The sequence below is a fragment of the Chryseobacterium sp. FW101-FHT12H09 genome, from assembly GCF_058790395.1.
Window position 1 is genome coordinate 951,813 of record NZ_JBYTCP010000001.1, and the last position, 21,446, is coordinate 973,258.

Here is a 21,446-nt window from a genome sequence, read left to right on the forward strand (position 1 = left end):
ATATTTTTATTAGTAAAATATTCTCATTAAACTTTTGTTTTAAATTTGCATAATATACCGTTAACTTTCTGTTGATAGTAATTTTGGGGAAAATCCAATTGGTCTAAAAAAGATTTGAATCGGGCCATTGTTCAAAAACTAATCCAAAATTGAAACGATATTATAATACAGATACTCAGTATTATTTTACATATTTCTTTATACTTTGAAAATATTCATTGAACATTTGATACTGGTAATCCTTAGTATTATTTACTTTTGAATATTCCATTTTTACTGCTTTTAGTTTGTTTATATTTCTATAAGAATAACCTTCAGAATGCCACCAAAAAACACCTTTAGCTTTTTGATTTTTATATGATGTTTCGCTTATAAGCTCTACTACTTGTGCGAAATATTCGACTGGAATCAAACTGAAATTTGCGCCTTCATCTTTTGATGTTGTTCTATTCCAAATAAAAGGATAAACTGGCTTATTATATTGATCTCCATATTGTAAAGCTTGAATCAATTTATTCTTTATATAATTTTGATTCCCTCTATTATGTAATAAACCTGGATTGTAAACATAAAGTGATGGTGCCAGAAAATCTACTTCTTTAATAAGAGGAATTAAATTATCATTTTGTGATTTAAATGTTTGAATGGTTCCTGAATAATTTAAATAATTCAAGTGATAAAATCCCCACTTTACATTTGGCCTAAGCTTTTTAGCAAATCTTATGGCTTTCAGAAATTCTCCTTTGTAATAATCAACCATTCCTGGATCCTTCTGCTGTTGAAATGATTTTAGAGCTTTTCCTTCCCAATCTAAAACGGCAAACCCTGTTGAATTTACATCAGGAAATTTAGTCTCGATTTGGTTTCTAAGCATTTCTTCATTAAATTTTTCATCTTTGACAAAAAATTGCTGATAAAAAATCATATAGGTTTTTAAATTATTATCCTTAGAAAATTTCAATTGACTATCTGAATCCGGCTCGACCAAGAATAACAAATCTAAATTTTTCGCTTGTTTAACATCTAGGTTATTTTTCTGATTAGGTAAAAAAACACTAAATAATAAATTAAAGATCAATAAAAACATACATAAAAAACGCATAATTCAAATTTTTATTCATTAATATAATTCAATCTTCTATTTTTAACTAAACTAGAGAGGTTCTGGTAAATACTATAATTTGGTGATAACCAGAATATCTTAAATTATTATTGTTAAAGGAATAAATAATCCCTAAGTTGAGAACAGAATACGTATAATCACCCCTATCTCAAAACTTTATATTATCAACATTCAGAACTAATTAATTGTTTTTAATTCATATTATTCGTGTAAAAAAGGAACTTTAAAACAGAAACATAACTTTATTTAGTAATAAATATAGTTTCTTATGAATTAATTAAAAGTTCTCACAATTTGCATGCCAAATAAATTAAAAAACTGAACTACTATGGACTTAAAGTTCGCGTTCGAATGTTCCTATCTTATAATAAAATTATCTTTCTTTATAATTCTTAGGGACTTAAATCACTTATTCTATATTAACAAAACTATAGATTATTTACAAAGATCTTCAAATCCAAATACAGAAACCTTCGAGTTAAGCATTTTTTCATGTTTCTCTATATCTTGGGAATTTTGAAACCTATTTTTTATTTTTTTAGCAGGAATTCCTGCATAAATTGAATATGGCTCTACATCCTTTGTTACAATTGAGCCTAATGCGATAATGGCTCCATCTCCGATTGTGACACCTGCAATGATTTTGGAATATGCACCAATCCAAACATCTTTTCCAATTTTGGTTTCACCTAAAAAATCACGTCCAGTAAAAATACAGGGAACTCCAGGCATATTATATTTATGATCACCTCCTAGAATTGAAACATCATGGGCAATCATGGTATAATCACCAATTGTTACTTTTGGATAAATTATACAATTTGGGCCAATGTATGACCATTTCCCAGCTTGTAAATCTTTTGACACATTTGATTTACCACCAAAATAAAATGTTGAATCTAAATTTTTATATCCCAAAAAATTTCTATAAACAAACGTTTTCATCTCTCTGAAAACCTTTCTAATTCTTTGTTTAATTTTCATAAACCACACTTTTTATTTTAGAAACCTGAAATTCAGGATTAAATTTTTCATCAATTACTTGATAGCAATTTTTTCGAATCTCCTCTCTCGATACGTCTTTTTGAAACCACTGATAAATTTTATCCGTCAATGAATTAACGTTTTCATGTTCGAAAAAATCACCTGTCTTACCAATTTCTAAAGCTTCAAATTCAGGCATTTGTAATGCAAAATTATTGTGTGTTATTACTGGAGTTCCATACATTAAAGTATGCATTGCCGTAAGTCCAACATTGCCAGGGGATACACAAAGATCAGCGTTAAAAATATAATTTGCAATTGCATTTTCATCATACAACTGCCCTACGAACCAAACACAATCTTTAAGATCATACTCTGAAACTTTAGAATTTAGAAATTCTCGTTCCTCACCATCTCCGATTATAACTAAATTTAATGGAATATTCTGGTCTTTTAATTTCTTTTGAGCTTCTAAGATGTAATGTAGTTTTTTTACTTTAGTAAGCCTGCCAATGAAAATAAGTATAGGTGCTTTATTTCCAAAATGATTCAAATATACATCTGACTTTATCAATTTCTTCCTAATGACAATTTGCTCTTCATAATTTAAAGAATTATAAATAACATGTAATTTAGATGAACTAAAGCCTTCTTTTATCATCAATTTTTTGGCATATTCTCCATATAGAAAAATTCCGGTTCCCATTGAAAAGAATATTTTTTTAATAATTTTAATTATAAATGATTCTTTTCCATACCAGCCATGAGTCCATAAATACACCTTTTTAGATGAAAATATAGAAAGAAATAAGATGAGCCATGTTGATAGGCAATAGTACTCACCTAAAATAATATAATTGCTGTAATTCTTAAAAAATAAAGAAATAGCGCCTGATTGCCAGTAAAAATTAGAAAATAACGGAACATTTTTTAATTCTCCTTTAAATCCATGTAATTCATTATAATCTAATTTTTTTACATCCCCCATTTTGTCTCCAAAATAAAAGTCACAATCTAAATGCTTATCCATTAATTTAAATACACCCAATCTATAGTGCTGAGCATAGTTATAAATCAAGCAAATTTTTTTTCTTTGATCAATCATATTTTATAAGGAATTACACCAAAACGATTGGTAATTGAATAGTAAATAAAATAAACCAAACAATATGAAAAACAAACTATTAATACTTCTAATTTTTTTCTCTTTGGAATATTAAATATGAAGTTTGACATAATTATCACTTCAAAAATAGTTAAATAATAAGTAAATCTAGAAACCTGTGGAACGGCTAAAAACAAGTTCAATACAATAATTCCTACCCAAAAAAGTTTCATCTGGATCACATTGTTATACAGGTTGTATTTTTTTGTATAAAAATAAATATACATAAACAAAAGCGTTTTAGGCACGATGAAGATATAGTTTGCAATTCTATTAAAAGCACTACCAGCATTATAATCTTCATAATTGGCATATTTTTCAAATGGCAATAATGCTAAATAAGATTTTGCCAAATCTAAAACTCCTGAAAATCCAATAAAAAATGTTATAACTAAGATCGCAGAATACCAGAAATAAGAAAGGTTAATTCTTTTTAAAACAAATATAATGGGAATCAAAGCTAGAATTGAATAATGAAACAATGCACCTAAACCAATATAAAAAAAGAACTTAAGCTGTTTCCCTTTCACTAAAAAGTGAATGGATAACATAAATAACGATACTGCAATAGCTTGTCTAACAATACTGAATGAAAAGAAATAATAAAAAAGAAAAATATAAAACAAAAATGTTAATAAAGGTGACTTAGTTTCTTTTCTAAAAACATAATTTAGAGGAAGAAGAGTTAAAACACTTGATACAAATAATATAATTCTAAATTCTTGAAAATATTCTTTTACAAATACATTTAAGTAAAGCCAGCCTATTTCAATTTTTTTTATTAATTGAGGAATTTTATGTAAATCGATTTCATACTTGTAGTTTAATAAATAATTATTGGTATCAATTCCGACAGTATATGCCCTAAATGTAGCAATTATTATTAAAAAAAATACAACAATAATTGTATTCTTAATCCTTAAACCAAGAAAAAATAATACAATTAGTATAATCATTAAATAAATTTCCATTTACTTTTCTATTAATTCAAAAATTTTATTTTCAATCAATGTTTTTTGCTCTAAGGTGACTTCTTTTATTAATTGTTTTAATTCTTGTTCTTTTAAAATCAATGCTTCTATTGCCTCTTTAGTTAGTTCACTGACTAAGAAATCATTTAAATCCACTCCATCAAAAATATCAATTATCTTCTGAGTTTTTAAATCATTATTCAATAGCCCAATTGGAATTACATTATATACCATTCCTAATAGCAAAACATGTAACCTGTTACTAAGTGTAAAAGAGAATTTATTGTAGAAAGACAAACTGTCCCATTGTAAACAATCCTTGTGAAAACTTACATTTTGATTATTTTTGAAATGGGTAAATAATTCATTATTGTATTCAAAATCGTGATTAACTTGATAAAAGAAGGTTACTTTTTTATCCGTATTATCTAAAATATTTTGGATTGCATCTACTATTTTCCGATGATAATTTTCATCATTTAATCTTCGAAAAGAAACACCAATTTCATTAGATTCAGATTCAACAATATCTTTTGGAGAATATCCAAAACACATATCTGGGATATAATCAATATTTTTGAATCCTAGTCCTTTTAATGCATTTACATTAGTATAACTTCTACAAAGTATTTTTTCGGTATTTTTAGAAAAAAAGTTCACCGACCTTTTGTCTAGTTCATTTTTGTAATGAACGTCATTGCCTACCAAGTAAGATTTTACACCTTTAGATTTAAATATCTTAAAAATTACTCCGATCAGCATATTCTTCAGAAACACTTTCTTGTTCCCTGCACTTCCAAAAGGACCAGGGCTTTTAAAAATATGTGTAATGCCCAAATTTGAAAAATATAACGGAACTACACTCTTTCCTTTAAAACTTTTATTGGTAATTTCTGATAATTCTTTTACGTTTTGGGTATCTTTTAAAAGCTCTTTTTTAAATCGTTCCGGCACATTTCTGGTATCTAGGTAAACCTGTCCAAATCTGGAAATCTGATCAATCAAGCACTTATTAATCAGTAAATCACCTACATTATCATATTGTGTAGCAACTATGTATACTATTTTATTTTTCATTTAAAAAAATTCAGATTTTAAATCATTTACAAAATTTTCATAATTGACTTGGGCATTAAAATTCAAACTCCAGAATTTTTTTACTTCTTCTCTACTTAAATTTTCACCCAATATCTGATTTATTGCCAAATTTACATCTGAAATGAGTGGATCCGCATTTAATAGCTTTCCTGTTTCTTTCTGAACAATTTCTCCACTTCCCCCAACATTGGTAGCAATTACCGGTATACCAAAAGATTGTGCTTCCATAATAGAAACTGGAATGCCTTCAGAACTACTTAGGTTGATGAAGATGGAAACTGGATTTTCTTCGTAATACTTATAAATTTGGGTATTCGGAACACCTCCGTTCAATTGAGCTTTTAGATTGGATAATTCTGGAATACTATTTTTTATATTTACTCTTTCTTTACCATCTCCAAAATGAGTCCAGGTAATCTTTTTTTCAGGGTTTAATTTTGCAAACTCTATAATAGAATCGGCGATTAATTGAACTCTTTTCATAGGATCAATCCTGGAAACAGAAACGATACTTACTTCATTTTCTAAGTTTTGGGGTGCAATTTTCCCCTTATCGAAAACACCGAGTTTTGAAACTTTTATTTTGTTGTTAACTTTATATTTCCCTTCTAAGTAGTCTTTACCATTTTCTGAAATCGAATACAATCTATCTATTTTCTCTAAAACATCTTTTCTAAAAGGCCAAAATGCCGGAGTCGAGGGAATTCCTTCATAAATATCATATCTATGTGCCCTGGAAATTACTTTAAATTTCTTTGTCTTTTTAAGATCTATAAATGCTTTAGTTGCTTCTGTAAACCAATAAGTATATAATAAATCTGAATCAGAAAATTTATAATTTTTGAAATACGATTTGTAAGCAATTACACTAGAGGAAAATTGAAATATATGTTTAAGTGAACCTACTGAATTGATTTTCGATTTATATTTCCATAAAGCGTTCCAAAAAAAAGAACTGACAGCAGTTTGTAGAATTCTCTTATTTTTATTCTGAAAGTGCTTAGAAAAATCTTTTTCAATTTTTACGTTTGCAGGAACCTGTCTAATCTCATCACTAATTTCAGTTGGAAAAATCACCACTTCATCAAATGCTTCAGCCAGAATATTGATTTCTGCCTCTAAAAATGCTTCAGTTTTAAAATAAGGAAACCTTCGGGTAAATAAAATTACTTTTCTAGCCTTCATACCTGAATTAGTTTTTAGCGACAAAACCCTCACATTTAGCCATCAAATCATTGGCAAAAGGAATATGAAGGGACTTATTAACAGGAAGATTATTAAACCCAATTTTACCATCAAAATCAAAATTCCTTGTGATTTTACCATCAAGTGAGATATCTACTCTATTGAAGAAGTCTATTAATCCATCAAAACGGCTATTGAATCTATTTCCAAATCCTTCAAAACCTCCATTTAAAAATACAACGGGAGTCCCCATTGCTAAACATGGAAGTGCACAATGAATTCTTGAAGTGACTACTAACTTTGCCTTACTTAATCTCTTTAGATACTCATCGGCAATCTTGAAGTTATTTTCTATTGTAGTTTCAGGAATGACTTGTGTAATGAATTTTGCTTTTTTTAATATGTCATCAGAAAATTGAGTTTTAAACACTTTCTTTTTTAGCATAAATTCAAAAAACCTTCTTCTTTTAATTCTACTCAATAATTTAATTCTTGAGTTTAGCATTTCTTTAAGAGAAAAGTAATGAAAAAGAGGATCAATGAATAAAATTTCATCTGAAATTTCTTCTGGTTTTCTTATATAGGTTCTGCCTAAAGTAAGTGTCAAACAACCCGAATAATAAGCATCTACACCATGATCGCTTAACAATTTAGCGGTAGCTTTATCTCTACAACCAATTGGTTGATGTTTTTTAAAATAATTAATACTTTTTTCTTCCGTCATTCCTTCATAAACTGAAGAATTGATATGCATTGAAACAAATAACGGATTTATTTTCTCAGAAGGGGGCCAATTTTTAGGATTGTGCATATACCAACCGTTCATGATCATTTTGATATCATCACCCTCATAAGTATTTAATTCTTCTCTATCTCTGTAAATATCTACCTGGGGTAAATATTGCTTTGCGGCAAGTGCTTGTACATAGTCTCCAACATTTGTTTGTTTCCTTGAACAACCCATTAAGCCATACTTTTTGATTTCTTCCATTTTGAAATAACTTTTGATTTTAATGATATAATATATTTGTAATTAAATATGGTAAATACTATTAATGATATTAACACTGATAAAGGGAAAATCCATTTGTTTTCCACATACAGTAAACTTGTAAGTACTATAAAAATTATAGTTAAAATTATAGTGTTTATAATTGGGAATTTAATTTTTAAAAAATGTTGTACATGAATTCCTCTGAAAATTAAAAGGACAAGATAACCAAGCATAATGGATAAACTAATCCCATACAATCCCATATACTGAACAAAAAAGAATGAGGTCGAAATTGTAATAACTCCACCTAAAATTGAAGAATATAAAATCCCTTTGGTTTGCTTAGCTCTTAAATAAGCGGCTCCATAAAAAGCAGAAATAGCTTGTAGAAAAACAGCAAATAATAAAATCGGAATATATTTCCACGATTCATAATATCCTTTACCTATAAATTGCATCATAAATTTTGAACAACTTACCAGAATGATGATGACTCCCATAACTAAGTTCACATATCCAGAAAGAATATTTGTAAATTGAGTTTCCGCTTCTTCTTGGTTTGAGGTTTTTATTACTTTTTCCTGCCAAGCCAATGTAAATACGTTTGTGATAACTAATACTATAGTTGGGATTTTATATGAGATTGCAAACAACCCATTATATTCTTTACCTAGATATCCTAAAATTACATATCTTGTAGAAGCCGAAATCAGCCACCAGCTCAATGTATTTGGTAACAAAGGCAATGAATATTCACATAATTCCTTGATTAATTTAGAATCAATTTTCTTTGCTCTCAGATATTTCCACCAATCATTTTTGATAAACAGCCAGATAATTACACCACTAAGGGCAATTATATTTGCTAGCAATACACCATCTACTGAGCTCTTAAAAAAATATAAGGCAATTCCTGTATTGAAGACAAAAAACAATGAATATACAACACTAGTAGAAGCATATAATCTGTTTTTCCCAATACCTCTAGTTCCTTGTTGAAGTGTTGGAAAAATCATCATTAGTACTGAAAATATATAGAGATACAGTTGATGATTCCAATCTATAAAAAAGCTTAAAATCCAATAAAGAACAGTATAAATGGCTATATTTCTAAAAAGTAAGCCAAAGACATTTTCAAAGATTTCATCTTTCTTTTCAGACTGGTTCTTATCTAGCAGCCATCTTAGTAAAGAGGAGTCAATTTGCAAACTTATACAGGGTACCAAAAATGAAATGGACGTTAAAATCAAATCATACTCTCCAACTTCTTCTTTAGTTAGAAAATATGTCATAAAAAAAACTAATACAAATGATAGAACTTTTGAACTGAAGTTCCCAATCATATAAATAATCGTAAGGTAGGCAAGGCTACTGTTCTTGTTTTTTTCCAAAATAATATTTCAACTTGTTCAGTTCACTTCTTTAAAAATGTATGTTATGCGTTAAAATTCTTAATAATTTACAATTCAATATGTAATATAATTGTTACCAAAAAATCAAGGTAACATTAAGATTTTTCAACCCATTTTTGTCTCCACAATATTTGTTATTGCAGTAGTAATTCAGATCTATAAAAAATTCCAATCATCTATGATAGCTTCACCTTAGGTAATATTTTCTTTCTGAATTTACTTGAATTCTTCTATAAACAAATTAAGTATCCCTTAGCCCTAGTATCTTTACCCATGAGCTGTATTTTACATGTTGGTTTGTTCTGTTAATCATTTCCAAATAGATCTCTTGTGTATACTTTATCTTTAACATCAGATAATTCAGGAGCGTTACGATTAGAAATAATGATATCACATTCTTTTTTAAACTGCTCTAAATCACTTACTACTTTAGATCCAAAAAAATGATCTTCTTTCAAAACTGGTTCATATACTTCTACTTCAATTCCTTTTGCTTTAATTCGTTTCATCACTCCTTGTATGGCAGATGCTCTGAAATTATCTGAACCAGACTTCATAATTAAACGATACACACCAACTTTAGTAGGTTTTTTAGCTATAATAGAATCGGCAATAAAATCTTTTCGTGTTCTATTAGCATCTACGATTGCCTGAATAATATTATTTGGAACAGCATCGTAGTTAGCCAAAAGCTGTTTAGTATCTTTAGGAAGACAATATCCTCCATATCCAAACGAAGGATTGTTATAGTGTGAACCTATTCGGGGGTCAAGACCTATTCCTTCTATAATCTGACGACTATCCAGGTGATACATCTGAGCATAACTGTCCAATTCATTAAAGTATGCCACACGCAAAGCAAGATATGTGTTGGAAAATAACTTTATTGCCTCTGCTTCAGTAGAGTCTGTAAATAAAGTAGGAATTTCTTTCTTTATTGCTCCTTCTTTTAGAAGGTCTGCAAATACTTTTGCTCTTTCACTTTGTTCACCAATGATAATACGGGATGGATATAAATTATCATATAAAGCTTTACCCTCCCTTAAAAATTCTGGAGAAAATATAATATTCTGGAATTCCAATTTATTTTTTAAATCTTCTGTAAACCCTACAGGTACCGTCGATTTTATGATAACAACAGCATTGGGGCTGTATTCTTTCACATCGAGTATCACTGTCTCTACACTACTCGTATTAAAATAATTAGTTTTAGGATCATAATCCGTAGGAGTGGATACAATAACATAATCTGCATCCTGATAAGCTTCTTTTTTATCTAAAGTCGCTTTAAAATTAAGATCCTTATTTGTTAAAAAATCAATAATTTCTTTATCTTCAATCGGAGATTTTCTATTATTTAATATTTCAATTTTTTCAGGCATAATATCCAAAGCAAGTACTTCATTATGCTGAGCCAATAATATTGCATTTGATAAACCTACATATCCTGTTCCTACTACCGTAATTTTCATTAATTTCTTTTTGTATTTACTTGTTTAATTCAAACTATTATTGTTCAAAAAATATTTGTTATAATCTTTTATCGGCAAAGGTTTTAGACAAAATACCTTTTACATCATATACCACTCCATTTTCTTTAAGGTTAAGGGTAAGATTGAGATTAAGAAATTCTGTATGAGCTACAGTTAAGATGATAGCATCAAACTTGTCTCTAAGAGCAGCAATTACACTATTAGCTTGCTTACCATTATCAGATATATTGTTGCCAATAGGGGTTTCTATTCCGGTCACAATGCCTGGATTAAGTCCAGAATAACATACAATTCCGTACTCTTTCATCACTTCTTCAGGATTTGCCCATGGGTCGTAAGTGGTAACCTCCACTCCATACTCCTCCAAATTTGTAATTACATCAATAGCTTTAGAGTTCCTTATATCTGGACAATTTTCTTTGAATGTAATTCCCAGATTCAATACTTTAGCTCCTTTAACCATAATATTCTTCTGGATCATGAGTTTAATTACTTGAGAAGCTACAAAAGCCCCCATAGAATCATTCAGCCTTCTTGCACTTAGAATTAATTCAGAATAATATCCAATTTCCTGTGCTTTCTGAGCCAAATAAAAAGGATCTACTCCAATACAATGTCCACCTACCAATCCTGGTTTAAAAGGAAGAAAGTTCCATTTTGTCCCAGCAGCTTCCAATACATCATGTGTATCAATATTCATTAATGAAAAAATCTTTGCCAATTCATTCACGAATGCGATATTCACATCACGTTGTGAATTTTCAATCACTTTAGATGCTTCCGCCACTTTAATGGTAGGTGCCAGATGTGTTCCTGCCGTAATAATCGATTTGTATAAATCATCTACCACTTTTCCTATTTCAGGAGTAGAACCCGAGGTTACTTTTAAGATTTTATCAACTGTATGTTCTTTATCTCCTGGGTTAATTCTTTCTGGAGAATATCCGGCAAAAAAATCTTCATTAAACTTTAAGCCTGATACTTTCTCCAAGACCGGTACACATTCTTCTTCAGTTACACCTGGATATACTGTGGATTCATAAATTACTATATCTCCCCTATTAAGTACTTTCCCAACCATTTCTGAAGCCTTATATAATGGCGTCAGATCAGGATGATTATGCTTATTCACTGGTGTAGGCACTGTAATAATATATACATTAGCATCTTTAAGATCATCTAAATCTGAAGAGCAATACAATCCAGTCCGTAAATTTTCTGAGTAATCAACTTGTCTAAAAAGATTAGTTTCAGCTAAAACAGATTTCAAAATATCATTATCAACCTCCAATGTATGATCAACACCTTGATTTAATTCTACAATTCTTTCCTTATTGATATCAAAACCTAACACCGGATATTTTGTAGCAAATAAGCGCGCTAAAGGTAAACCTACGTAACCTAGTCCTATTATACCGATCTTAGTGTGTTTATTCATTGTAGTATATTTTATCTCCTTAATGATTATTGATTCCTTTAAATTTATTTATCTAATAAATTATTTCCTAAATATCCTTCGCCACCAAACTTCTTTTTTATCACTGTTGTAGCCATATCCATATCCATAATTATATCCATAACCATAGCCACCTACATTTTTAGCAACATCATTAATAACAAAAGATACATTCTTCAACTTTGAATCATTAACCAAATTATTAGCAAAATCAATCAAAATATTTTTTGATACTCCAGATCTCACAACATATAAAGTAGCATCTGCAATATCCGTGAAATTAAGGGTATCTGAAACCAACATAAGTGGTGCAGAGTCAATTACAATATAAGCATACTGTGAAGCCAGATCCTTTATAAGCTTTTGATATCTTCCATTAGAAAGAAGCTCCTGAGGATTTGGAGGGATACTTCCTGCATAGATAACATCACAAAATGGATTTGTGTCTGAAGTATGTATTAGTTCATCAACATTTACCGTTTCATCATATAAATATTCTGTAAGACCTTTTCTTTTAATTGGTTCACTATCATAACGCTGAATCTGAGGATTTCGAATATCTGAACCAACTAAAAGTGAGCGACCATTTTTATTTGCAAGAGTAAGAGCCAGGTTAACCGAAGTTAATGTTTTTCCTTCTCCTTTTATCGAAGATGTAACCATAATAATCCTTGCTGAATCCTTAACAGGCAATACAAATTTAAGATTAGATATCAATACCCTAAATGCTTCTGCCAACTCTGAAAAATCATTTTTCTGCACCAGGTGGATCTCATTATCTTTCAATGATGGTATCTCCGCCAGAACACCTAGAGAAGAACGTTCTGTAATGTCAGCTCTGCTATATATTTTATCATCCCATAAAAAGAATACATATAATAATCCAAACGGGAGTAATCCACCTAATAAAATTGCTCCTAAAAGAATTATAATTTTTTTAGGTGATACAGCAATGTCCTGAGTAAAAGCAGGATTAACTATTTTAGCTTTTGGTAAATTAATTGATAAATTAATTGCATTTTCCTCTCTTTTCTGTAGCAAAAAGAGAAAAAGCTGCTCTTTAAGTGTTTGTTGTCTCTCTATACCACGATATACTTTTGATTGGCCAGGTACTTTCTCAATGAGTCCGTTATTTACTGAAATTTGTCCATTCAATTGATTAATAGAAGCTTGTACTGTTTCTTTTTGTTGACGAATATTATCACGAACAATTTCTTTCAATGCCAAAATCTCCTTATTCATTTCTACCACTGCTGGGTTTTCATTTGTGGCCTGTTTTAATGTTTTATTTCTACTGATAAGCAAAGTATTATATTGAGAAATAGTTTGCTCCAATGATGGATTAAGGCCTAAATTGGAAGGCATAAGTTGGTTTCCTCCTTTTGAAGCTTCTTCAGCCAAAGAATTTAATAAATCCAATTGGGTCTGTTGGAGAAGGAGAGATTTTGTATTTTCACTCGTATTTTGAAGTGCCAGCTGAGCCTGTGCTTCCAAATCAACGATACGATTGCGGTTCTGAAAATCTTCTTTTTGGCTTTCTACACCGGAAAGATCACGGGTTATTACCTCAAGTCTTTTATCGATGAACTCCTGGGTATTTTGTGCTTGTAAGTTCTTATCTCTTAGCCCATCCAGATTATATTGCCTTGTAACTTCATTAAGAATAGCTTCTGACTTCTCCGGAACAGCACCAATAATACTTATATCCATCAGTAATGCTTTTTCGTCGGGCAAGTCTACTGTTATATTCTTTTCAAGTTTTTTCAATCTTTCCAACGGATTCCAAAAAACGATTTTATATTTGGTATTCGAAGGTAACTGAGCATTCTTTTGTAGAATCACTGTTCCAAAATCGAGCTTTAGAGGTTTATTAAATACTCCTTTTACTTCACCTTTTTTCTCTTCCCATAAAGTGAATTGAATTCCATCAATTTTTGTCACCAAATATTCAGAGGAAATAAAATTCTTATCATAATCAGAACTTATGACTTTAGCTATGATAGGTACATTTGTGAAAAGTTCTGAATCTTTAATTTCTCCTTTACTAAAATATTGTACATTAAGATTTAGATTTTTCACGACCTTCATAAGAATCGGTCTTGAATTAACAACTGCAGCTTCACTTTTCAATTCATCAGCATTACCCAGGCCTAAACCGAGGTTATCTAAATCTGCCAGTGCACCAGTAATATCCGTTTGTTTTTTATCAAATTTAAGAGTTGTAATGGATTGATATTGAGGCACTGCATATCTTAAATACATAAAGCCTCCAATTAAAAAGATTAGGATAGATATGACAAACCATGGCCATTTATGCAAATACTTCCCAATAATTTTTCTCAAATCTAATATTTCTTCCTTTTCCTGAAATTCTGTCTGCTGCATACTGTGATTTATCGTGTTAAAGAAATGATAAGAGTTGCTACCCCCAACGCTGAAGCGAGAATCTGAAAAGTAAGGGCTCTGTTCGGATTAGAATTAGCTTGTACCTGCTTATTTTTGTCAGGTTGTATATATAAAACATCATTTTGTTTCATGTAATAATAAGGTGAATTAACGATATCTGACCTCGACATATCTAAGTTTACAACCTGATCAATACCATCATCTCCGGTACGAATCAGTTTTACTTTTGTACGATCCCCAAAATCGGTCATATCCCCAGCAAGACTAAGTGCTTGAAAAATATTGAGCTTCTGCGTACTGCTTTCCTTTTGACCTGGAGCTTTAACTTCTCCTAAAACACTTACATTAAAATTCTTTAAAGTAATAGTAACCAAAGGATCTGTAAGATATCTCTTTAATCGGGATTCAAGATCATTTTTTAATTGTACTTGTGTCATACCTTTAGTATATACATTCCCCAATACAGGAAAGTTAATATTCCCATCTTCGTTCACCATATATTCACTTGGTTGTACAAATTGGTTAACTCCATTAGGAGCTTCACTTCCCACACGATTTGCAGTATTAAGGTTAAAGGGTTTTACAGCCGTCTCATCAAGTGCAGAAACCAGTATTAAGAGAACATCCCCTTGTTGGATATGTAACCCCTCAAATTTAGCCTTGGCAATTTCCTCCTCCATATTCTGCTGCGACATATATACCATATTCTGTTTTGGTTTGCACGATGCCAAAACCACCAACAGTATTACAAGGTATGTAATAATTTTTTTATTCATAATGTTATTTAAGTCTACTGTAAGTAGGTTCTCAATATGTTATAAAAATATTATGATTGAATAAACTACTTTTCTATTAAACTGTGATATAGTATCCACCAAAATGGTGATGTTTTTATTTATCTAAAATAATTTCTAGTTTTTAATTAAAGCCAATATTCCCACAGTAATTGAAGCGATTACAGAGGCTACTGAAATATAAAGTCCTGTATTTGGATCCACTCTTGCAGCCTTCTCTCTATTTGAATTCGGCTGAACATAAACAACATCATTTTGTTTAAGATAGTAATAAGGAGAATTGATGAAATTAGCGCTTGTAAGATCTACTCTTTCCTTGTTAATTTGTCCATCATTATTCCGAACAATTAAAATATTGTTTCTAACTCCATAAGGTGTAAGATCTCCTGCCAGACCTAATGCACTTAACAATGTAGTATTTCCATCAGGTATCACATAAGTTCCCGGTTTTGTAACTTCTCCCAAAACAGAAACTTTAAAATTAATAAGTCTAATATCAACTATAGGATTTTTCACATAATCTTTAATAAGATTACTTAATTTCATCCTTAATGTTTCGATATTTTCATTTTTAGTACTTACCTGTCCGATTTGAGGAAAAATAATATCTCCATTAGTATCTATAGTATAAGTTGGTCCTGATACAGGAACTTGCTGTGCAAGATTATTAGAACTTGGTATTGAATATTGTGAAACCGTAGTCCCTGAAGAATAATTTTGATTAAAAGGTTTTACAACATCCAGATCCTTTGCGGTAACAGTTATAATCAACTGGTCTCCAGGTTGGAAATCAACCCTGCTATTTTTTATTGAATTTTCCAGCACAATACCATCAATATCTTTCATATAATTAATGTCTTGTTTAGCTGCACAAGAAAATATCACCAAACTCACAGCTCCATAAATAAAATATTTCAAACTCATTCTTTATAATTTTTCCACAAAAATAGGATAATTAATTTTTAAGCAAAATTTGCTATGATTTCTTATTACAAATAATATATTATATTGAGCTGTTAACCTCAGGTTCTTTATCCAAAATCTCAAATTCCGAATTATTACTTATAAATTCAGGAACAATCGTTTTAAGTATCCTAACCACCTGTAACTTATCTCTTTTTACAGCAGCCAGAATAATCTGTTTACTTAAGACATCTACTTCATCAAATTCCATTAAAGGATCTCTTGAAATTAAAATTTTCTCGTGGTGGGTAGGAATTGTAACTGTATTATTGCTTAAAAGCTCTTCATATAGTTTTTCACCAGGTCTCAATCCAATAAACGTAATTTTAATATCTACATCAGGAGTATAGCCTGATAATCTTATCATTCTTTTTGCTAAATCTAAGATCTTAACGGGTTCACCCATATCGAATACATAAATTTCTCCACCATTCCCCATTGTTCCAGCTTGAAGTACTAACTCGCAAGCTTCTGGAATTGTCATAAAATATCGAATGATATCAGGATGTGTAATAGTTACGGGACCTCCTTTTTCAATTTGCTTTCTAAAGTGTGGAATTACTGAACCATTGGATCCCAATACATTTCCAAAACGAGTTGTAATAAATTTTGTGGTATTTCCAGGTGAGTTTTGTAGAGATTGCACAAATAATTCCGCAGCTCTTTTTGAAGCACCCATTACATTAGTTGGGTTTACCGCCTTATCTGTAGAAACCATTACAAAACGATTTACTTTATATTTTTTGGATAGTAAGGATAGGTTCTTAGTTCCTAGAATATTCACAAAAATAGCTTCATGAGGATTTTCTTCTATTAGTGGCACATGTTTATATGCCGCTGCATGATAAACCATAGAAAACTGATAATCTTCAAATACTTTTTCTAATCTGTAACTATTAGATATATCAGCCAATACAAACTTAAACCTTTGATCTGGGAATTTTTCCAAAAGTTCCAATTCCAGCTCATATAAGGGTGATTCAGCTTGATCCAGCACAACAATCAATGAAGGATTAAACTGTGCTACCTGTCTTACGATTTCGCTACCAATAGAACCCGCTCCTCCAGTTACCAATACATTTTTTTCAAAATGTCTTTTTGTAACATCCTCACTTTCTATTTTAATAGGTTTACGATTTAGTAAATCTTCAATCTGAAGTTGACTAATACCACCCACTAAGTCACTATCTCGCATTTTGCTAAGCGTAGGTGCTTTTAGTACTTTAAGTCCATTATCTAAAGCCAGTGTCATCCATTCTTCAATCTCCTGCTTTGTCATAATTTCTTTAATCAGTAAGACAGCATCAAATTGTTTTATAAGCTTTTCACTAGTAAAGAACTGACTTTTATTATATATCTTATATCCTAATAATAAGGCTCGATTGGAATCAGATCTTCCCGTAAGAAATCCTTGTAGTCGATATGGATAATTTGGATTATGCATAATTGCTCGTGCTAAAGCTACAGAAGCTTCACCAACACCAACAACAGCTATTCTAACTTTAGAAGATGCCCCCTTAATATCAATAAGAATATTAAAGAACTGTTTTGTTACCATTCTAAAAAAGAACATTATAGAAACCGAGATAAGGAAATACAAAAACAGATTAGGATATAAAAATAATGATCTCCCCACTCCTAATTGCCACAAATAGTTAATCACTAAAAGAGAAACCAGTGTACTTCCAGAAGATAAAATAATTTTAAAGAAATCGAAAAAAGTGGAATGTCTAATAATCCCAGCGTACGTTTTATAAACATACATAAATAAAATATTCGTTCCGATCAGTAAAAACCTTTTTTGAACTGTATATTCCGGAAAATTAACCTTCACATCCAAATTTCTTAAGAAAAGGCGTGAAAGCAGTATGGAAATCAAAACAATCAGGATATCAATAAGAATAACCAACCACCTCGGTATATATCTCAATTTGGTGATTTTCACAATGTTATCGCCATTGTAAAGAGCATTAAAAGCGTCATGCAACTTTTTCATTCAACATTAAGTGATTTTATTAGCTTGGCAAAGGTAATAGATAATATTCATAATTCTAAACACAATAATTAAATTCTTTTTTTTTCATCATCTATTCCTATTAAAACATCTTCTTTCTAATATTATTACATATAATAGTAATATTATATATAATCCACATTTTTTTAGTCTAATTTATATTTTATTTTTATTCTTTTCCAGATACAAATCCCAAAATACAAATATTGCAAACCACATGCATTTTTCGTGCCACTTATGGTATCTTCTCTTTAAAAATTTAATTTTTTTTTAATAAAATCATGTAAGATATTACATATAAAAGGCTTATAATTTCAACCCCAATTATTTAATCTAAAAACGCAGTAAGTAATATAGTCATCTTTATTATATAAATAGTATATTTAAAATTCTAGCAAAACTATTTTTTTTTTAACTAAAAACAATCTTTTAGTAAATTATTTATTTATTAATTTTCTAATATTTCAAGAATAATTTCATATTCAAAACCTTTACTCATCAGATATTTTATGGTCTTAGATTTTTTTTGATATTCTTTTAAGCCTTTCTGTTTAGAGTAGTAATCTTCAAATGCCTTCTTAAGAGCTTTATGATAATCTGCCTCATCTATCTCATCAAAACATGAACTGATCAATTTTTCAGAGATCTGTTTTTGTTTTAAGTTGATCTTGATCTTATTTCGCCCCCAATGTTTTATATAAAACTTCCCTCTGATATAACTTCTGGTAAACCTTTCCTCATTTAAGTAATTTTCTTTTAGCAGATATAAAAAAATTTCTTCCTTAGCTTCAGGAATCAATAAAAATTCCCTCATCTTCTGCTCCACTTCGGCATGACAGCGATCCTGATAAACACAATAGTTTACCAGTTTCTGTTTAATCTCCTCAAAAGTATAAGACTTCTTCTCCATATATTTACAAAAAAAGAATGAGCAATCGCTCATTCTTTATATTTGGTTCAGGTAAGAATTAGTAATTAAACAAAGCTTTTCCTTCCATTAATTCATTTACTTTCTTTCTTACAGATGTAAGAACTTCTTCATTTTTAATATTATCAACAACTTCAGAAATCAATTCTGAAATAGTCTCCATATCTTGTTCTTTCAGTCCTCTTGTCGCGATAGCAGCAGTACCTAATCTAATACCAGATGTAGTAAACGGTGATTTGTCATCAAAAGGAACCATATTCTTATTACAGGTAATGTCAGCCAGTACTAACGCTTTTTCTGTCTCTTTCCCATTTACTCCCTTGTTTCTAAGATCTACTAACATTAAGTGATTATCCGTTCCACCACTTACAATATCAAAACCTCTACTGATCATGGCTTTTGCTAAAGCCTGAGCATTCGACTGAACCTGTTTAGCGTATATTTCAAACTTCACATCTAGAGCTTCTCCAAAAGCAATAGCTTTACCTGCAATAACATGCTCAAGCGGTCCCCCTTGAATTCCAGGGAAAACAGCACCATCTAAAACCTGGCTCATCATTTTGGTCTCCCCTTTTGGAGTCTTGTGTCCATAGGTATTTTCGAAATCTTTCCCCATCATGATCATTCCACCTCTAGGACCTCTTAGTGTTTTATGAGTAGTTGTTGTTACAACATGACAATGTTCAAAAGGAGAATTCAGCAATCCTTTTGCAACTAAACCTGCAGGATGTGCAATATCAGCCCAAAGAGTAGCTCCGATCTCATCGGCAACTTCTCTAAATTTTGCATAATCTAAATCTCTGGAATACGCTGAAAAACCAGCGATAAGCATTTTTGGTCTTTCTCTTAAAGCAACTTCTCTCATTTGATCATAATCAATCAAACCAGTTTCCTGTTGTACACCATAAGAAACAACATTATATTGAATTCCTGAAAAATTAACGGCTGATCCATGAGTTAAGTGTCCACCCATAGAAAGATCCATCCCCATAATTTTATCTCCAGGTTTTAAAACTGCAAGATAAATTGCAGCATTAGCTTGTGAACCGGAATGAGGCTGAACATTTACATAATCAACTCCAAAAAGTTCTTTTGCTCTGTTTATTGCTAAAGTTTCGACCTCATCTACTACTTCACATCCACCGTAGTACCTTTTACCAGGGTATCCCTCTGCATATTTGTTAGTCAATACGCTACCCATTGCCTTCATTACATCATCAGAAACAAAATTTTCCGATGCTATCAGCTCCAATCCATGGGTTTGTCTTTGTCTTTCTTTTTCAATCAGGTCGAAAATAATATCCATTTTACTTTAAGTTTTTGAGATTTTTCACCCCAAATGTACGGAATTTCCTCCAAGAATTTAGTACGGTTAAATATGATTTTTGGAATAAAATTTCATAAAATATCTTTAATTTCAATATCATTTTATGTATTTTTTCAAAAAAATTCCCTGTTGTATTAGTCCAACAGGGAATTACTAAAACACTTAAAATTTAATTAAAATTCTTCTTCAATTAGTTCCTTATTTACCATAGCACCCACTGTATTTCCTGATCCCACAGCATTAGCTACAGAACGCATCATGGATGAGTTGTCACCACAAGCATACACTCCGAAAACATTTGTTTTATAAAATGGATCTGTTTTGATATGGCCAAATTCAGTGAGTTCAACTCCTAAATCGTCTGAAACGTTTAGGTTTTGTTCAAAAGGAACTTTCGCATAAATAGCTTTTAATGGGTGTTTACTTCCATCCTTAAAAAGTATATTTTTAATTTTCCCATTCGTATGTTCTAATTGATCAATTTTATTTTCATTGATCTGAATATCTTTCCTGGTCAATTGTCTTATTTGATCTTCTGTAAGCTCTGATTTTCCATTAGTGAATAAACTGAGATCCTTAGTCCAGTGAATGATCATTTTTGAAAACTCAAAAGCAAAATCTCCATTGGCTATAATTCCTGTGGTTTCATTTTTAACTTCAAATCCATGGCAATACGGACAATGCAGAACAGAAATCCCCCAACATTCATTAAAACCTGGAATATCGGGTTTTACGTCTCTAATTCCCGTAGCAATAACTAGCTTCTTAGATTTAAATCTTTTTCCTGACAACGTCTTCACTTCAAAACCTTTTGTGGCTTTTTTTGCGCTTACCACGATATCATCGTCAAATTGTACTGAATTATATTTTTCAACCTGTCTTCTTGCTTCCTTACTAATCTCTTGTGGTGTTTTACCATCCTGAGTCAGAAAATTATGAGAATGTGGCGTTTGCTCATTACACGGTCTTCCACTATCAATAATTAAAACATTTCTTAGGGATCTTCCCAGAGCCATTCCCGCAGAAAGCCCAGCATAACTTCCTCCAATTATAATAACATCAAAGTTGTCGTTTTCCATGTTTTTAAATAAAATTACAATGACAAAGATAGAATAAATTTTAAATAATGCAAC

The 21,446-nt window shown here is 30.6% G+C and carries 17 protein-coding genes; all 17 read right to left on the reverse strand.

What is annotated here, in order from left to right; translation table 11 throughout:
* Positions 1-181: 181 nt before the first annotated feature.
* The 17 genes from AC3WRL_RS04335 to AC3WRL_RS04415 all read right to left on the reverse strand — a co-directional run bounded on the left by AC3WRL_RS04335 (position 182) and on the right by AC3WRL_RS04415 (position 21,392).
* Positions 182-1,102 (reverse strand): hyaluronidase, encoded by a 921-nt coding sequence (locus tag AC3WRL_RS04335; RefSeq protein ID WP_214832698.1) that lies wholly within the window; start codon positions 1,100-1,102, stop codon positions 182-184.
* Positions 1,103-1,558: 456 nt separating this feature from the next.
* Positions 1,559-2,107: an acyltransferase gene (locus tag AC3WRL_RS04340; RefSeq protein WP_251040629.1), complete on the reverse strand. Its 549-nt coding sequence runs from the start codon at positions 2,105-2,107 to the stop codon at positions 1,559-1,561.
* Positions 2,097-3,137 carry a glycosyltransferase gene (locus AC3WRL_RS04345; RefSeq protein WP_492329803.1) on the reverse strand — a complete coding sequence of 347 codons (1,041 nt, stop codon included), beginning with the start codon at positions 3,135-3,137 and terminating at the stop codon, positions 2,097-2,099. Before AC3WRL_RS04345 ends, AC3WRL_RS04340 begins: the two co-directional genes overlap by 11 nt.
* A gap of 71 nt (positions 3,138-3,208) precedes the next feature.
* Complete coding sequence (locus AC3WRL_RS04350; protein ID WP_214832702.1) at positions 3,209-4,243, reverse strand: EpsG family protein; 1,035 nt, start codon at positions 4,241-4,243, stop codon at positions 3,209-3,211.
* The gene (locus tag AC3WRL_RS04355) at positions 4,244-5,320 is read right to left on the reverse strand and encodes a polysaccharide pyruvyl transferase family protein (protein WP_214832704.1); all 1,077 of its coding nucleotides are present in this window, start codon (positions 5,318-5,320) and stop codon (positions 4,244-4,246) included.
* Entirely contained in the window at positions 5,321-6,526 is a 1,206-nt protein-coding gene (locus AC3WRL_RS04360) for a glycosyltransferase (RefSeq protein ID WP_261511150.1), read from the reverse strand.
* Between the two features lie 7 nt (positions 6,527-6,533).
* A complete protein-coding gene (locus tag AC3WRL_RS04365) occupies positions 6,534-7,517 on the reverse strand; it encodes a polysaccharide pyruvyl transferase family protein (protein ID WP_261511149.1) in 984 nt (327 codons plus the stop codon).
* Positions 7,490-8,911 carry a lipopolysaccharide biosynthesis protein gene (locus AC3WRL_RS04370; protein ID WP_214832710.1) on the reverse strand — a complete coding sequence of 474 codons (1,422 nt, stop codon included), beginning with the start codon at positions 8,909-8,911 and terminating at the stop codon, positions 7,490-7,492. The genes AC3WRL_RS04365 and AC3WRL_RS04370 overlap by 28 nt, the downstream gene beginning before the upstream one ends.
* A gap of 326 nt (positions 8,912-9,237) precedes the next feature.
* Positions 9,238-10,404 (reverse strand): nucleotide sugar dehydrogenase, encoded by a 1,167-nt coding sequence (locus tag AC3WRL_RS04375; RefSeq protein WP_261511148.1) that lies wholly within the window; start codon positions 10,402-10,404, stop codon positions 9,238-9,240.
* A 58-nt stretch (positions 10,405-10,462) separates the two neighbouring features.
* Positions 10,463-11,863, reverse strand: a complete 1,401-nt coding sequence (locus AC3WRL_RS04380; protein WP_492329804.1) for a nucleotide sugar dehydrogenase — start codon at positions 11,861-11,863, stop codon at positions 10,463-10,465.
* Positions 11,864-11,923: 60 nt separating this feature from the next.
* The gene (locus AC3WRL_RS04385) at positions 11,924-14,266 is read right to left on the reverse strand and encodes a GumC family protein (RefSeq protein ID WP_214832716.1); all 2,343 of its coding nucleotides are present in this window, start codon (positions 14,264-14,266) and stop codon (positions 11,924-11,926) included.
* 8 nt (positions 14,267-14,274) lie between these two features.
* Positions 14,275-15,063, reverse strand: a complete 789-nt coding sequence (locus AC3WRL_RS04390; protein ID WP_214832718.1) for a polysaccharide biosynthesis/export family protein — start codon at positions 15,061-15,063, stop codon at positions 14,275-14,277.
* 135 nt (positions 15,064-15,198) lie between these two features.
* A complete protein-coding gene (locus AC3WRL_RS04395; RefSeq protein WP_214832720.1) occupies positions 15,199-16,005 on the reverse strand; it encodes a polysaccharide biosynthesis/export family protein in 807 nt (268 codons plus the stop codon).
* A 79-nt stretch (positions 16,006-16,084) separates the two neighbouring features.
* Positions 16,085-18,040, reverse strand: a complete 1,956-nt coding sequence (locus AC3WRL_RS04400; protein WP_492329805.1) for a polysaccharide biosynthesis protein — start codon at positions 18,038-18,040, stop codon at positions 16,085-16,087.
* Between the two features lie 466 nt (positions 18,041-18,506).
* Positions 18,507-18,968, reverse strand: coding sequence for a regulatory protein RecX (locus AC3WRL_RS04405; RefSeq protein ID WP_214832724.1), 462 nt, complete (start codon positions 18,966-18,968; stop codon positions 18,507-18,509).
* A gap of 58 nt (positions 18,969-19,026) precedes the next feature.
* Complete coding sequence (gene glyA, locus AC3WRL_RS04410; RefSeq protein ID WP_492329806.1) at positions 19,027-20,292, reverse strand: serine hydroxymethyltransferase; 1,266 nt, start codon at positions 20,290-20,292, stop codon at positions 19,027-19,029.
* A gap of 194 nt (positions 20,293-20,486) precedes the next feature.
* Positions 20,487-21,392, reverse strand: coding sequence for an NAD(P)/FAD-dependent oxidoreductase (locus tag AC3WRL_RS04415; protein ID WP_492329807.1), 906 nt, complete (start codon positions 21,390-21,392; stop codon positions 20,487-20,489).
* Positions 21,393-21,446 lie beyond the last annotated feature (54 nt).

Bases quoted from the DNA above. Each gene is read 5' to 3' on its own strand.
- AC3WRL_RS04335 (WP_214832698.1), bottom strand. From the start codon at position 1,102: ATGCGTTTTTTATGTATGTTTTTATTGATCTTTAATTTATTATTTAGT.
- AC3WRL_RS04340 (WP_251040629.1), bottom strand. From the start codon at position 2,107: ATGAAAATTAAACAAAGAATTAGAAAGGTTTTCAGAGAGATGAAAACG.
- AC3WRL_RS04345 (WP_492329803.1), bottom strand. From the start codon at position 3,137: ATGGATAAGCATTTAGATTGTGACTTTTATTTTGGAGACAAAATGGGG.
- AC3WRL_RS04350 (WP_214832702.1), bottom strand. From the start codon at position 4,243: ATGGAAATTTATTTAATGATTATACTAATTGTATTATTTTTTCTTGGT.
- AC3WRL_RS04355 (WP_214832704.1), bottom strand. From the start codon at position 5,320: ATGAAAAATAAAATAGTATACATAGTTGCTACACAATATGATAATGTA.
- AC3WRL_RS04360 (WP_261511150.1), bottom strand. From the start codon at position 6,526: ATGAAGGCTAGAAAAGTAATTTTATTTACCCGAAGGTTTCCTTATTTT.
- AC3WRL_RS04365 (WP_261511149.1), bottom strand. From the start codon at position 7,517: ATGGAAGAAATCAAAAAGTATGGCTTAATGGGTTGTTCAAGGAAACAA.
- AC3WRL_RS04375 (WP_261511148.1), bottom strand. From the start codon at position 10,404: ATGAAAATTACGGTAGTAGGAACAGGATATGTAGGTTTATCAAATGCA.
- AC3WRL_RS04380 (WP_492329804.1), bottom strand. From the start codon at position 11,863: ATGAATAAACACACTAAGATCGGTATAATAGGACTAGGTTACGTAGGT.
- AC3WRL_RS04385 (WP_214832716.1), bottom strand. From the start codon at position 14,266: ATGCAGCAGACAGAATTTCAGGAAAAGGAAGAAATATTAGATTTGAGA.
- AC3WRL_RS04390 (WP_214832718.1), bottom strand. From the start codon at position 15,063: ATGAATAAAAAAATTATTACATACCTTGTAATACTGTTGGTGGTTTTG.
- AC3WRL_RS04395 (WP_214832720.1), bottom strand. From the start codon at position 16,005: ATGAGTTTGAAATATTTTATTTATGGAGCTGTGAGTTTGGTGATATTT.
- AC3WRL_RS04400 (WP_492329805.1), bottom strand. From the start codon at position 18,040: ATGAAAAAGTTGCATGACGCTTTTAATGCTCTTTACAATGGCGATAAC.
- AC3WRL_RS04405 (WP_214832724.1), bottom strand. From the start codon at position 18,968: ATGGAGAAGAAGTCTTATACTTTTGAGGAGATTAAACAGAAACTGGTA.
- glyA (WP_492329806.1), bottom strand. From the start codon at position 20,292: ATGGATATTATTTTCGACCTGATTGAAAAAGAAAGACAAAGACAAACC.
- AC3WRL_RS04415 (WP_492329807.1), bottom strand. From the start codon at position 21,392: ATGGAAAACGACAACTTTGATGTTATTATAATTGGAGGAAGTTATGCT.